The organism is Spirosoma foliorum, from assembly GCF_014117325.1.
Classification (GTDB): Bacteria; Bacteroidota; Bacteroidia; order Cytophagales; family Spirosomataceae; genus Spirosoma; species Spirosoma foliorum.
This window is the reverse complement of record NZ_CP059732.1, coordinates 341,244-355,421: the sequence shown is the minus strand read 5'-3', so window position 1 is coordinate 355,421 and position 14,178 is coordinate 341,244. Positions and strand designations below refer to the sequence as shown.

The window sequence follows — 14,178 nt, the reverse complement described above, 5'->3', positions numbered from 1 at the left end:
ATAAATAATCTATTAGCCTATTCAGGAGCTTAAAAAGAGGGATAATGCAGCAATTTATGGGAGGGGAACCTTCAGCTCAATCAATGGCTGGAGTGTGGCGAAGATACTTATCAGCCTTCGGAATAAAGCAATAATTTACTTTTCGGCGACATTCGGCAAACAAAAAAAAGCCGTTCGTACGAACGGCTTTTTGTCTCATTATCAATAGTTTTTCTAGAAATCGTAGCCAAGCGTTAAATAAGGAATGGGCTTCCCAATGGTCTTGTCTTCAAGACCCCAGGCGTAATCAAACTTAACAAAGTAGCCAAAAATCATGGTCCGTACGCCCGCTCCATAACCAATCAGGAATGGGTTTTTAAAGTTTGTTACAATAGCCCGGAATGGAATATTTTTTCCACCCACAATCTCTGTATTCAGGCTGTTCTGTTGGCTAAAAGGCCCACTGCCAGTCCAGGCAGTTCCAATGTCGGTGAAGGCCACCAATTGCAGATTACGCAGGAAATTTGACGTTATATTCCCTCTGTACAGATAGCGAACCAGCGGTATACGAAGTTCGGCATTGAACAGCATAGAACTGTTTCCGGTTAACTTACCCTGCCGAAATCCGCGCAAGGGAGCAGCAAAATCCAGGAAGAACACATCCCGATAATCATAGGGAACATTAACGTCGCTTGTCAGTGTATTAGGAACCAGTAACGGATTCGACGCAACCTGCTCTTTGGTATTGGAGCCAATCCAGTTTTCCATACCGCCTAACGTGCTCTTTTTGGGAGCGGCTCCACCTGACTGATTAAACGAAAACCGTAAGGCCAGAACCAGATCACGATGGATTTTCTGATAGTGTCTCAAATCGAGTGACAGACGCCGGAAACCATCGGCAGACGATCGCAAACCGGCATATTCTTCATACCGAAGTTTGGCTTTTGTGCCCGTCAGCATATTCATCCCGTTCACCTGCGTATTGTCGAATACAAATTCGCCCCGTAGTCCGGCATAATCAGACACTAAATCTGGCGCGTCCAGGAATGACAGATCGATCAGGCGCGTCATGGCGTAGAAAGGCGATAACGTGAAACGGCTATTGACCGAAATAGGATACGAAGCAGATACCGAAACCCGATTATACCGATACTTCTGGAGTAACCCAGCACCATCGACAAACAGCGTTTGTCGGTCAACTCGAGCACCGTAATCAATGCGGTGGGTCAGGTTAGTATATTCGGCAAATAAGTCGCTGTTACGCAGTGTATTGGTCAGACTAACAAACCCTCCCGCACGCAATACATGGTTTTCCAGTAAGTCCGTTAACGTTACATCTTGCGCATAACCAAATCCTTTAATTGGATCAATACGCCAGTTCGAAGGAGCTTCATTAACGCCAAAAGTGCCTTTATAATCAAATGGGCCACGAATCGTGATGTTCTCCCGACGGCGATTTCGGGGCAGTGTTGTTGCCAGACTTGGCATCGTGTTACCCGCCACTGTACGGCGCTGACGATATTCCGTCGATTTCAACACGTCGGGGTCAAACTGATAATTATCGGTATCGACTTCTCCGGGTTCCAGTGCCGTTTTTTTAGTTGGATCAACCACAGCTATATTCCGCCCAGCCTTGCTTGTGTCGGCTACTGCACGCTCAATTGGCTTGGTTGTATCAACTTTCGCCTGGCCCATCCGAGCAGCATTGGCGCGAACCGTACTTAGGCTACGCTGCGTGGGTGGAACCTGTACAGACTGGTTCAGATTGAGTTGCGAACGGAAGCCAATAACTTCGTTCCCATTTTTCAAACTGCTATAGACAAAGCCCCCATTAGCCGGGTTAAGATCGTATAAATGAATACTTTGTGGGAAAGCCGTTACCTGAGATACTGCTTTACTTTCAGTCTCGAGCCGGTATAGGTTTTGGATACCATACACGTCATTGAGGAAGTAAACGGTTTTTTCGCCAGCTGGAATAGGTTGTGTCGCACGCGACAGTGAATCCGTTAATCGGACAACCGATAAATCACGGGCACTCCCCTCGTGCGTGAACAGCACCATGTGGTCACGGATAGTTTTATACGATCCTTTATCTACCCCAAGCGTATCTTCCCGCCGGTTCGAACTAAATACTACCTCTCGAGCAGTACGCCCAACGAAGGAAGGGTACAAATCGTCGTAAAGGTCATTAGTCAATTGCTGATAGGAACCCCGGTTAATGCTATACAAAAACAGGTCATTCTGCCCTTTTCGTTCTGCACTAAGGATCAGACTTCCCCCATCTTCAGATGCATCCATCCAAACAACCTGCGACAGTCCATTCACCTTACGTTTGAACTGACGCTTTCCCTTCTTTTCAAAACCACTGTATTGATACAGGTTCGTTTCGCCAAGTTCATCCGTGATAATCAACAGGTTATTATCTTTCTGCCAGGCTACCAAGGGCGTGCTGGTACGCGTTGCCTGTCCATCAAGCCGATAGCCACCCGACAAAACGGTTGACTTCTTGTGGTTCGATGTGTTAACTACCTCGACATGGAACTTCCCATCCCGTAGAATCGAATAGGCAATAAACTGCTTGTCGGGGCTTAGTTTAAGGCTAATCAATGACGACTTATCGTCGGCAGAACTTACTTTAAGCTGGAAATCGTCGCTACCCTGTTGATACGACTGCGATACACTGGTAGCCATACCCGCATAGTAATCGCGCCATTCGCGCAGGAACCGGCTATAAGGTACACCAAGCGTGCTGGAAATGCTGCTTTGCTCATTTCGGATAATGCGCGTTAGGTTCAGGATATTCGATACATTATCCCGGCCGTATCGCTGAACAATGTAATTCCAGATCGAATGTCCAACTCGCTCAGCTTCAGCCCCTGAAAGCAGCGATGGTTTTTTAACAGGACGAGTCAGCGAAACATCCCGCATGTAATCGTCTAACTCCAGACTATTCCCTTCTGCCAAATAGGAGGCAATACCGGGCATAAACCAGTCGGGCAACGTAAGCAAAAGTGAACTCTGAAGTGCATCTTTCAGGCTGCCGCCGTAGAGCATATCATACACGAACAACATCGAAATATCGTGGATGATTTGACGCCGAAAACTAATCTGATCGCCTGTAAACGCGAGTTCAACACGCGATTTAGACAAATTCTGCTCTTTGCTGCTTAGTCCACTCTGCGCATTGAGGCCAATGTTGCTTTGAGCTAGTTCGGCGGGTGAATTAAACAGGAAAATTTTGACCCGATTATAGGGTGTATAGCCCAACAACTCGGTAATGCGATCGAACTCTGATTCAGCATACTGCGCCGTCAGGTTGGCAATCTGATTACCGTCCTGATAATAGTAAATCTCAAAATTTGAGGTTCGAACGATTTTCCACTCAAAATTCCGGTATTGAATCCGGTTCTTCCCAAATCGTTCCAGCGACGGATAGTTTTGCGCCATAGCCACGCTTAACCCGCCCAGCCACAGGCCTACTAACAGAATGTATTGATTTCGCATACGTGTTTAGCAATCAGAAGCGAGGACTTAGGACCGAGAAACGATCATGCTGGTTCCTATTTTTCTTGTTCTACCAGCATTCTCTCTCCCCGTTCTAACTCCTAACTACTAAGTTATTCACTTCTCGATAATAACGAAACATAGCGGCTAATATTCGCTTCCGGTTCCAAATCTTCGCCATCTAATAAGTAACGCGCAAACTGTTCAGCCAGATAAGGAGCCAGTGATACACCTTTTGTACCCATACCCCCAAAAATACCCACAACGGGTTGAGTTGGATGTAAGCCAATAAACGGTCGACGATCTTTGGTTGATGGGCGAATACCGGCTTGCTGCGCAACAACCTGATATGGTATTTTTAGCAGTTCACGAACCTTCGATTCTAGAAACTCGCGACCGTCCTCCGTTGTTTGCCAATCTAAATCGTGCCAGCTATAGGTAGCACCAATTTTTAGCAACCCATCCCGAACAGGCAAAATAAAAATCCCCTGATTAACTATATTTTTAATAGAGTACCCTTCGGCAAGAGCTGTCAGAATCTGTCCTTTCACGGGATTGTACGGAAGCCAGTCAAATAACGGATTCTCGCGGGCTTGAACCCCATCACAAAATATAACTTTTCCGACAGTAACTCCTTTCAGCTCTGCTTTATTATCATTGATCTTCAGATCGTCCAGACTAACACGACCCTCATAATATTGATTTTTTTTAATAAAATAGCCCTTGATAATTCTGACGAACTCAGTTAAATCCAGCCAGCCTGCCTGGGTTACTTCCAATCCGCCAAATGGATTATTAATAAACTGACTATATTGCTGGTTGTCAACATCTTTAGAAACATACGCCTGTACACCAGGGTCGTTTGTCAGCTCCAAATAAGCCGTTTGCTCGGCCAATGACCGGAATGGACGGTAAATATTTTTAGGATGAAAGAAGCGAACACCGAGTTTTTGTTCGATGCCGCTATAAAAATGATGTAGGAACGGGAACAGCTCGTCTGCTTTCCAGGTATGAACGAGTTTACGGCCCGTCAGTGGATTGACGACCCCGGCGGCTACTGCCGATGCCGAAGGAAGCGAAGGGTCATCGGCCAGGATAACTGAACAACCTCGTTGATCGAGTGTCCAGGCGAGTGCCGACCCTGCCACTCCCTGCCCTACTAGTAAAAAATCGGCAGTCATTCGTTATGGGTGTAGTGTGTGGAGTATGTATACCTAGCGAAGTGTGTTAACCACTTGGCTTACTCCACTAGTGACTTCCTGCTTCGCTTTCGATGAAGTTGAGCCAGACATTGATCGGCCTGTTCGATTACCCAATCAACCTGCTCTTCAATAGTCATGTGCGACGTATCCAGGAGCTTGGCGTCAGAGGCTTGCCGAAGAGGACTTTCGGAACGCGTTGTATCGATATGGTCACGCTTTTCTAAATTGTCGATAATATCCTGAAGATTAACCAGTTCGCCCTTAGCCAGTAGTTCCTGTTGCCGACGTCTGGCTCGGGTATAAGTGTCGGCAGTCATGAATACCTTCACTTCAGCATCGGGAAACACTTTTGTACCAATGTCCCGTCCGTCCATAACAACACCCCGCCGACGTCCCATTTTCTGCTGCTGTGCAACCATCGCCCAACGCACTTCCGGGATGGCGCTCACTTCGCTTACAATGTTGGATATGTACATTTTACGAATTTCCTCTTCTACGTTCAGGCCGTTCAGACAGGTCTCATTCTTACCGGTGCGAGCGTTGTGATTAAACGTAATATGGATTTTCTCCAGGGCGTCGGCTACTTCTCTTTCATTGGAAAGCGCAACATGTTCCCGTATAAAGAACAGACTGACAGCGCGATACATAGCGCCCGTATCAATATAACCATAGCCCATCCGGGCGGCTACCGCTTTAGCAGTTGTGCTCTTCCCGCAGCTGGAATATCCGTCAATGGCAATCACTATTTTAGACATGAATAGTGGGTCCGCCGAAGCGGTAATGGTTTAAAGAGTTAACCACAAAAAATGGTTATAGTTAAGTAAGTTATTCGTCAGTACCTTATTAAACCCCAGAAAGCAGGTTACCAATGGCTAGCTAACGGTTGCTAGATGAGGGATTCAACGCTCTATGCTCGGCGCGGAGAATGGCGAAAATATGTTCGTCCAGGTACTGATTGTTTTTAACCGCAGCTTTCCGATGAATTGCTTCATGGGTATACCCAGCGGTTTCGAGTACGCGCATCGAGCCGATATTCCCTTCCAACACGCATGCAAAGATGCGATTAACCTGGAAATTCTGAAAGATATAATTTGTCATAATCGGTACAGCCTGCGTCATCACTCCCTTTCCCCAATAATCTTCGCTGATCCAATACCCGATTTCGGCATTATACCGATAAATATCATCTTTCACCGTAAAGCCAATGTTCCCTACGGCTTGCCCATTTATTTCAACCGCCAGGTTGTTGGGCTGCTGGTACGATTTGTTTGAACGTACCCATGAATGTGCATCTCTTGGCGTATAAGGATAGGGAAAAAAGTCACGTACGTTGTTCCAGATATGCCGATTGCTGGCATGCCGAACCAACGACTCTTCGTCGCCCTCACGCCAGGGTCGAAGTTGGCCGATAGAAAGAGGAAAGGAAATCAACGCAGTAGTCAATGGAGCTCAGGTTATTATGTCACTAACAATGCGTACAGCTAAATGTTAGCCTGACAAGGTGTTTTGAAACACAATTTGCATTTGTTTTTCAATACTACGAAATAACTTCATCTCTCCCCTACCCTATTTCACACCTTATCAGCTGACATTCGTCAGAAAATGCGGGCAATCCGCACAGGCACAGTCTAGCTTTGTCTTATCCAATCGGGAAATAATTCTTTCAGAAGCAGATGGTTACCTACATGAAAGTCCTAGAAGAGCCTCAACCAGAAGCAAAATCAGCTAGACAGGCAGACGAAGTTGCTATTCATCAGGTTTTCACTCAACTGGCAACCGCCTGGGATATGGGCGACGCCAACATCTTCGCCGAATGCCTGACCAACGATTGCGACTACATTACGTTTGCGGGTCAGCATATTATTGGCAAGGAAGCAAATCGCCAGATACACCACGATTTATTCAATTCATGGGCGCTCAAAGGCTCAACTATGCATCCGGCCCAGAAGCAGCCATCTATTGTTTTTTTGAGCGATACGATCGCGCTTGTTCATTCAACGGGTACGATTAAATTACGCTTTCAGAAGAACCCACCCCTGAATCGGCGCTCGATTCAAACGATGGTAGTAGTTAAAACCGATGGCCAATGGAAAATCAGAGCCTTTCACAATTGTCGGATACAACAACCGGGCTTATTCCAACGACTGCTCATGGCTTTAAAAGGCAAATAAGCAGTTGAAAAATTTACTACTTTTAAATCAGCCAGCGATCTGTTGCCAAATCGACAACCGTAACCCGAACTCAGTAAATCTAGACTAAAATGACCCGCGAACAACTCATCGGCACGATTGGTAAAAATGGCCGACGGCTCAATATGATGGGCTCAGACCTGGCTAATTTCGATTTTAGTGGTCTTGACCTGACAAAAGCAGACTTTCGATTTTCAAACCTCGATAAAGCTAATTTTCGGGGAGCTATTCTCCGGGGAGCCGATCTGAGTTTCTCAAATCTTACGGGGGCTTCTTTCGCCGATGCTGACTTATACGAAGCCAACCTGAATTTCTGCTCTCTGGAAGACGTCGATCTGAACGGCGCCAACGTGGAAGGAGCCACATTTAATTTTGCCGGACGCAGCAAATACCGTAATCCCGCAACCGAATCCCGCCCGGAGCCCATTACGCTGACTACTGTTCTGCAAAAATCAGGCTGGGGGACGCTCATTGGCATTTTTTTAGGAGCCGTGCTGGTATATGGCAGCAGTGCGATTATTTATTTTACAAACCTGATTATCACCGCTAAAGACCCCATCTTGGCGGGTTTATATCGGTTCCTGATCATTCAGAATATAACCAATGGTGCCCTTGTATTTCTCTTAACATGGGCGTTATCAGGATGGCTTACTCATCAATTTCCCGCCATCTGGCAACGCCATCTGGTTATTAGTTTTGTTGTTCTGGTCAGCATTTTCGCTATCAATACAAGCTTGTATCTTGTATTACTCAAGCCTTATATCGACGAATTAGCCAAGCGGCCAGGGATAATCGGAGAGACAGCTCCCTGGTACATTTATATGCTGGGCGATTTGCTGATTACCAACATTTTCCTGTATGTACTGCAACAGGGGCGGCAACTTACCCGAAAACTATCAGAGCAGGAATTTCAGTTGCTCAACATGGAAAAGCTCAAAACACGGGCCGAATTAGATGCGTTGCAGGCAAAAATCAATCCTCATTTTCTGTATAATGCCCTCAACAGCATTGCCAGCCTGGTGCATGACGATCCTGATAAAGCTGAGGAAATGACGCTACTTCTATCGAAACTCTTTCGGTACTCGACGGGGCGGGATGGCGAACTCTTTTCTACACTGGCCGACGAACTGGAAATGGTACGCACCTACCTTCAGGTTGAACAGGTGCGTTTTGGGAACCGGCTTTCTTTTAGCGTAGAAGTCTCCGATCCAGCCTTGAATGATCTAAAATTACCGCAGTTTCTACTGCAACCCATCGTTGAAAATGCCATTAAACACGGTATCGCCAAACTTGCTGACGCGGGGCGAATTGATGTCCGGATTTACGAGAAAAATGGCGAGTTAAACCTCTGCGTCCACGACAATGGCCCTGCTTTTCCCGACGATATGGATGGTGGTTATGGCCTGCGCAGCATTCAGGACAAACTTAAATTACTCTATGGCAACGACGCTCGGGTTGAGCTTCAGAACTGGCCGTTAAAGCAGGTTCTGCTCTCTATTCTGATGACGAAAATTCGAAGTAGTCAGACCTATTTAACCCCTGAAGCGTAACGTACAATCACCTCTCAACTGATTATGGCACTCCCCTTAAGAACGATATTGGTCGACGACGAATCGCTGGCAATTAGCCGATTAAAACGCCTGTTAGACAAACACCGGGACATGGTAGAAATTGTTGGTGAAGCCTCCAACGGAGCCGAAGGACTTACACTCATCGAAGCCGAACGACCCGATCTAATTTTTTTTGGACATCGAAATGCCCTTGCTCAACGGCTTCGAAATGCTCTCCCGACTGACGTTTATGCCGATGGTTGTCTTTGCAACGGCCTTCAACCAATATGCCATTCGGGCCTTTGAAGAGAACTCGATTGACTATCTCCTAAAGCCAATTGAAGCTGAACGTCTGAATCGTACCATCCAGAAGATCAGATCATTAGTGGAGCGAAGCGATGCTATCCAAACAACGCAAAACCCAATGACGGAGAGCGTTATGCGGCTTCTGGCGCAAATGCAACCGAAGAAAGAAATCTATTCGATCTCGGTGAAAACGGGCGATAAAATCAAGCTGATTCCCCTCTCCGACATCGCCTATTTTGAAGCTGAGGATAAATATGTTTTCCTGTCCACCATGGATGGGCAAAAGTTTCTAACGACCTACACCTTAACAACCTTGAACGAAAAATTACCCGATACCTTCATACGCGTCAGTCGGTCGGTGATGGTTAATCGGCATAAAGTTGCGGAAATCCATCGTCATTTTGATGGTAAGTTTATGCTCGCCATGAATGATAAAAAAGGGACCAAAGTAACCAGTGGCAGTACTTACGGTGATGCCGTTCGTCAACTGATGGAACTTTAAAAAGATGGAACGCAGGTTTACATTGATAATAAACCCTCTAAAATTCAGTTTAATTAGTTTTTATCATTCCGACGCAGGAGGAATCTTAAGGTCTCCTTACTCTCAGATGAAGATAATTGAAGATTCCTCCTGCGTCGGAATGACAAAAAATTCAGATAAATCATAAAAATCTGCCGCACTGGCAGACCAGTCATCTGCGTACTATACTTAGCTTTGCTCATAAATAGAGTTTTCCATGAGCAAGAAAAATCGCACCGGTGTTGTCTACTCCACCAACCCCGATTTCCACTATCAATCCGACGAGCAATCTGAAGCCGAAACCTTACCGCCTGCCCAACAATCGCTTAAAATCTGGGTGGTTAAGTTGGGTGGCAACAAGGTAGTAACCGCCGTGCGTGGGTTCATTGGTACAGAAGCCGACTTGGCTGATTTGGGAAAGCAGCTTAAAGCGGCCTGTGGCGCAGGCGGGTCTAGCAAAGACGATGAAATTCTGATTCAGGGTGACCACCGCGATAAAGTACTGGCCTGGCTAACGGGCAAGGGGTATAAAGCAAAAAAGGCTGGCGGTTAACTGCAAAATCGTCTCATCAGAACTATTCCATTCCTAAACCACATCCACGCCAATGAACCGATTTTTACTCTCGCTTACGTTACTTACTGCTTGCTGTTTAAGCGCTTTCGCTCAACGATGGCAGGGGCAAATTGGCACCAACCTGGCAGCCCTGCCAGGACGTTCTGCTGAACTAGCAACTGCCTGGAGCCCTAACCTGGATACGTGGGCCTTAACGCTCAATGCAGGCTATACCTATCAAAATCATGCCGCTGCTGCACCTTCCGACTACGCCTGCGACTGTGGCTTTAGTGCTTTAAACTCATCAGGTGCTTTTGTAAAAGTAGGCTCACGAATCGATGCGATTCGAATGGTAAAATCCAAAGCTCGAATTGGGTTGCCAATCGGCCTGATTTTGATTGGCTCGCAGTATCAGCAAGACGCCACTATACGGTCATTTCCTTCGGGCCATGACCTCTTCTCTACTCAGTCGGCCCAAGGCTTTATTATAGGTGCTGGCGTAACGGCTGCCATGAATATCCGGCTCTCCAACCACTGGAATATTGACCTGGGCATTCAGAAATTCATCGGCCTTCAAAAGCGAACAGATTATCTGCTGTTTGCGAATTTTAGAACCTATCAACCGGGTATTGGCTTAACGAGCTGGGATAAATTCTGGCCGGGCCTACAAGGTATCGTTACCGTGAATTATCGTTTGGGTGGGTTGTGATTCTAACCCTAGATGTCAATCGAGGCACATTTAATAAATCTATTTAAGCTTCCTGGCTCTTTTTAACCGCAGAGTTCACCGAGAAGTATTACTTAGCGAGCTTGGCGAATACCTTTGCGTTCTCTGTGGTTAGAACATAAACCATTTTCTCCGTAGACACTACCTTTCGACCGAAAACCTTTCCATTTCCTTTAGGGTTATGGCCGAAAGTTAAAATCCATTTCGTTTACAATACCCATGGCAGATAGTACAAAAACAGCGCTCATTACGGGCGGTTCGAAAGGCATTGGCTACGGCATTGCCGAAGTTTTAATCAACGAAGGTATTAAAGTAGCCATTACCAGTCGCTCGTCGGTGGCGGCTGAGCTGGCAGCGGCTAAATTGAACGAAATCAAACCCGGTTACGCCCTCGGTGTAGCAGCTGATGTTCGCGATCTGGCATCTCAACAGAAAGTAGTAGATGCTATTTTAGGCAAGTGGGGTCAACTCGATTATGTGATTGCGAACGCAGGCGTAGGGCACTTTGCATCCATTCAGGAACTCACTCCCGAGCAATGGCATGAAACCATCGACATTAACCTGACTGGCGTTTTCTACACCGCCAAAGCAACCTTGGAAGCGCTTAAAAAGTCAGAAGGCTATTTTATTACGATTGCCAGTCTGGCAGGTACGAACTTCTTCGAAAACGGAGCGGCTTACAATGCCAGTAAGTTTGGACTGGTGGGCTTTACGCAGGCCGTCATGCTCGATTTACGCAAAGAGGGCATCAAAGTATCGACGATCATGCCAGGCTCAGTAGCCACCTATTTCAACGACCATCAACCCAGCGACAAGGACGCCTGGAAAATACAACCCGAAGACATTGGCCAGATCGTTTCCGATCTGCTAAAAATGAATCCGCGCACGCTACCTAGTAAAATTGAAGTACGTCCAACCCGGCCGGGCGGAAAATAAGCGAGCTGATGGCGCAAGGCTCTTGCCTTGTGCCGCCTATTCCCCGGCCTCTGGCCGGATTTATTCTTAGCTAAACCGGCCAGAGGCCGGGGAATAAATGGCACAAGGCTGGAGCCTTGCGCCATCTTAGTCATCTAATTTTATGCCAGAATCCCCGAACAAGTTAACAACACGATGCTGCATTGTTGGCGGTGGGCCAGCTGGAATGATGCTGGGTTTTCTGCTAGCCAGATCGGGAATCGAGGTTGTTGTTCTGGAAAAGCACAAAGATTTTCTACGCGATTTCCGGGGAGATACCATCCATCCGTCAACGTTGGAATTGCTGGTTGAGCTAGGTTTATTAGATGAGTTTCTCAAACTGCCCCACCAGGAACTTCGGGCCGTTCATGGAACCATTGAAGGGCAGGAAATACCCATCGCCGACTTTGCCCATTTGCCCACAAAATGCAAGTTCATTGCGTTCATGCCGCAGTGGGATTTCCTGAATTTCCTGGCAGAAAAAGCCAAACAATTTCCCACGTTTCACCTGCATCTGGAAACAAAAGCGACTGATCTGATTGAAGAAAACGGGCAAGTTGTAGGCGTCCGAGCCACCAGTTTAACAGGTGAATTAGCCATTAGAGCCGATATCGTTGTAGGTACCGATGGCCGTGCTTCCCTCATCCGCGAAAAAGCGGGGTTACCTGTTCAGGATTTCGGGGTTCCCATTGATGTACTCTGGATGCGGATTCCGAAAGACCCGTTGCTTGGCGAACAGTCATTAGGCTATTTTAAAGCGGGGCAATTTATGGTTCTGATTGATCGACAGGAGTATTTCCAGTGCGGCTACATTATCCCAAAAGGTCAATTTGAGACGCATAAACAACGAGGTATAGCGGCATTACAAGCCGACATTCTACGTATGGCTCCTTTCATCGGCGATCATATTCGAGAGTTAAAATCCTGGGATCAAATTAGCCTGCTCACCGTGAAAATCGATCGCTTACGTCAATGGGCCAAACCTGGCCTATTATGCATTGGCGATGCCGCTCACGCCATGTCGCCAGCGGGTGGTGTGGGCGTCAATATGGCGATTCAGGATGCCGTTGCCACAGCCAATTTATTGACGGCTTCGCTACAAAAAGGTCCGGTTACGATGACTGAGTTAGACCGCATTCAACGCCGACGTCTGTGGCCCATTCGCATTATTCAGGCAGGCCAGATTTTTGTTCATCGACGCTTTATTAATGCGTCGATAGACAAACCCTCCTCCTTTCCACCTTTTGCGATTTGGTTTCTCAAACACGTACCTTTCGTACGTCGGATACCCGCTTATCTGGTTGGTGTTGGGCCGCTACCCGAGCATATTCAGACGAAGGCGAAGTAATTTTCATTGTCTGGGCTAAGCTCTGGCTTGGCCACTAGTTTTAAGAATTCGACGGCCAAGCCAGAGCTTGGCCCAGAAAAATATCACATGACCGTACGATTTGGCGTCGACATTTTCCTAAAACAGGCCGCTCGTTATTCTTCTCAACGATTAGCACTTGTCACCAACCAGGCAGCCACAACCTCAACTTATATTCCAACAAGACAAGCATTATGTTCGGCTGGCTTTAATCTGGTAAAATTATTCTCGCCCGAACACGGTCTGGAAGCGATTGGTGAGGATGGGCGATTGATGCCGAATGGAATTGACACCTTAACCGGTTTACCAATTATCAGCCTGTACGGCGACAAACTCCAGCCCACCGCCGAGGATTTAGCCGATGTCGACGCGGTTATTGTCGATTTACCCGACATCGGTTGCCGCTTTTACACGTATCTCTGGACGCTTACGTACGTTATGCAAGCGTGTACGCTCCATCAGAAACCCTTAATTCTCCTTGATCGACCCAATCCACTTTCAGGCAACATGGAGTTGGCAGAAGGCCCTATTTTGGACGAGACCACCTGCTCTTCGTTCATTGGTAGATGGCAATTAGCGTTACGACATTCCTGCACGTTTGGCGAATTGGCTAGCTATTGGAAACAGCAACGATTGCCCTCTCTAAACCTTATTGTTGTAAAGACTGAAGGCTGGCATCGGGAGGCTTTTTCGCGCGACTGGCAGTCTTCTTTTGTGCCAACTTCGCCTGCAATGGTCAATGCCGAAGCTGCTTTGCTTTACCCTGGTCTGGGGCTACTGGAAGCCACCAATCTCAGCGAAGGGCGAGGGACCGCTACACCTTTTCAACTAGCGGGAGCGCCCTGGTTAGACGCAAACCAATTGGTGCAACAATTCAATGAATTAAAGTTGACAGGTATGGTCGGAAGAGCCATTACGTTTACACCACAAAGCGGCAAATACGTAAGTCAGTTATGCCAAGGGATTATGTTTCATGTTACAGAACCGACCCACGTTAAGCCCGTTTTATCGGGACTGTTGTTGATCAAACTGGTGTATGATCACCAGCCTGATCAATTTGACTGGGCACCTTACCCCACTCATGTCAACCCGACGGGAAAACATCATCTGGATAAACTATCGGGCATTCCTGATTCGGAGTCGCTATTTGAGCTACCGATTGCTTCGTTCAAAAAAACGCTTCACAAACTACTAGCTTGTGAAGCGTGGATTGAGGAAATAAAGCCGTATTTGCTGTACTGAGTATTGAGTATAACGTTGAGTAAGTTACGTTGAGCGTAGTCTAAGACTACGCTCAGGTGTTATCCGGTCTCTGACCGGTGTAAAAG

The 14,178-nt window shown here is 47.0% G+C and carries 11 protein-coding genes and 1 pseudogene; 8 read left to right on the top strand and 4 right to left on the bottom strand.

Annotated features, from left to right (window positions below; all coding sequences use genetic code 11):
• Positions 1-213: 213 nt before the first annotated feature.
• From H3H32_RS01485 to H3H32_RS01470, 4 genes are all read right to left on the bottom strand, one after another.
• Positions 214-3,483: a hypothetical protein gene (locus H3H32_RS01485; RefSeq protein WP_182460917.1), complete on the bottom strand. Its 3,270-nt coding sequence runs from the start codon at positions 3,481-3,483 to the stop codon at positions 214-216.
• A 113-nt stretch (positions 3,484-3,596) separates the two neighbouring features.
• Positions 3,597-4,664 (bottom strand): NAD(P)/FAD-dependent oxidoreductase, encoded by a 1,068-nt coding sequence (locus H3H32_RS01480; protein WP_182460916.1) that lies wholly within the window; start codon positions 4,662-4,664, stop codon positions 3,597-3,599.
• A 59-nt stretch (positions 4,665-4,723) separates the two neighbouring features.
• Positions 4,724-5,440, bottom strand: coding sequence for a (d)CMP kinase (gene cmk, locus H3H32_RS01475; protein ID WP_182460915.1), 717 nt, complete (start codon positions 5,438-5,440; stop codon positions 4,724-4,726).
• 121 nt (positions 5,441-5,561) lie between these two features.
• Positions 5,562-6,128, bottom strand: coding sequence for a GNAT family N-acetyltransferase (locus H3H32_RS01470; protein WP_240543627.1), 567 nt, complete (start codon positions 6,126-6,128; stop codon positions 5,562-5,564).
• Positions 6,129-6,370: 242 nt separating this feature from the next.
• Between H3H32_RS01470 and H3H32_RS01465 the strand changes: the two genes are divergently transcribed.
• The 8 genes and pseudogenes from H3H32_RS01465 (at position 6,371) to H3H32_RS01430 (ending at position 14,092) form a co-directional block, all read left to right on the top strand.
• The gene (locus H3H32_RS01465; RefSeq protein ID WP_182460914.1) at positions 6,371-6,856 is read left to right on the top strand and encodes an SgcJ/EcaC family oxidoreductase; all 486 of its coding nucleotides are present in this window, start codon (positions 6,371-6,373) and stop codon (positions 6,854-6,856) included.
• 89 nt (positions 6,857-6,945) lie between these two features.
• Complete coding sequence (locus H3H32_RS01460) at positions 6,946-8,424, top strand: histidine kinase (protein WP_182460913.1); 1,479 nt, start codon at positions 6,946-6,948, stop codon at positions 8,422-8,424.
• 24 nt (positions 8,425-8,448) lie between these two features.
• Positions 8,449-9,232: pseudogene (locus tag H3H32_RS01455) on the top strand (LytR/AlgR family response regulator transcription factor).
• Between the two features lie 235 nt (positions 9,233-9,467).
• Positions 9,468-9,803: a translation initiation factor gene (locus tag H3H32_RS01450; protein WP_182460912.1), complete on the top strand. Its 336-nt coding sequence runs from the start codon at positions 9,468-9,470 to the stop codon at positions 9,801-9,803.
• Between the two features lie 52 nt (positions 9,804-9,855).
• Positions 9,856-10,512, top strand: coding sequence for a hypothetical protein (locus H3H32_RS01445; protein ID WP_182460911.1), 657 nt, complete (start codon positions 9,856-9,858; stop codon positions 10,510-10,512).
• A 237-nt stretch (positions 10,513-10,749) separates the two neighbouring features.
• Positions 10,750-11,466 (top strand): SDR family oxidoreductase, encoded by a 717-nt coding sequence (locus tag H3H32_RS01440; protein ID WP_182460910.1) that lies wholly within the window; start codon positions 10,750-10,752, stop codon positions 11,464-11,466.
• A gap of 142 nt (positions 11,467-11,608) precedes the next feature.
• A complete protein-coding gene (locus H3H32_RS01435; RefSeq protein ID WP_182460909.1) occupies positions 11,609-12,832 on the top strand; it encodes an FAD-dependent oxidoreductase in 1,224 nt (407 codons plus the stop codon).
• 87 nt (positions 12,833-12,919) lie between these two features.
• A complete protein-coding gene (locus H3H32_RS01430; protein ID WP_182460908.1) occupies positions 12,920-14,092 on the top strand; it encodes an exo-beta-N-acetylmuramidase NamZ family protein in 1,173 nt (390 codons plus the stop codon).
• Positions 14,093-14,178 lie beyond the last annotated feature (86 nt).

Bases quoted from the DNA above. Each gene is read 5' to 3' on its own strand.
- H3H32_RS01485 (WP_182460917.1), bottom strand. From the start codon at position 3,483: ATGCGAAATCAATACATTCTGTTAGTAGGCCTGTGGCTGGGCGGGTTA.
- H3H32_RS01480 (WP_182460916.1), bottom strand. From the start codon at position 4,664: ATGACTGCCGATTTTTTACTAGTAGGGCAGGGAGTGGCAGGGTCGGCA.
- cmk (WP_182460915.1), bottom strand. From the start codon at position 5,440: ATGTCTAAAATAGTGATTGCCATTGACGGATATTCCAGCTGCGGGAAG.
- H3H32_RS01465 (WP_182460914.1), top strand. From the start codon at position 6,371: ATGAAAGTCCTAGAAGAGCCTCAACCAGAAGCAAAATCAGCTAGACAG.
- H3H32_RS01460 (WP_182460913.1), top strand. From the start codon at position 6,946: ATGACCCGCGAACAACTCATCGGCACGATTGGTAAAAATGGCCGACGG.
- H3H32_RS01450 (WP_182460912.1), top strand. From the start codon at position 9,468: ATGAGCAAGAAAAATCGCACCGGTGTTGTCTACTCCACCAACCCCGAT.
- H3H32_RS01445 (WP_182460911.1), top strand. From the start codon at position 9,856: ATGAACCGATTTTTACTCTCGCTTACGTTACTTACTGCTTGCTGTTTA.
- H3H32_RS01440 (WP_182460910.1), top strand. From the start codon at position 10,750: ATGGCAGATAGTACAAAAACAGCGCTCATTACGGGCGGTTCGAAAGGC.
- H3H32_RS01435 (WP_182460909.1), top strand. From the start codon at position 11,609: ATGCCAGAATCCCCGAACAAGTTAACAACACGATGCTGCATTGTTGGC.
- H3H32_RS01430 (WP_182460908.1), top strand. From the start codon at position 12,920: ATGACCGTACGATTTGGCGTCGACATTTTCCTAAAACAGGCCGCTCGT.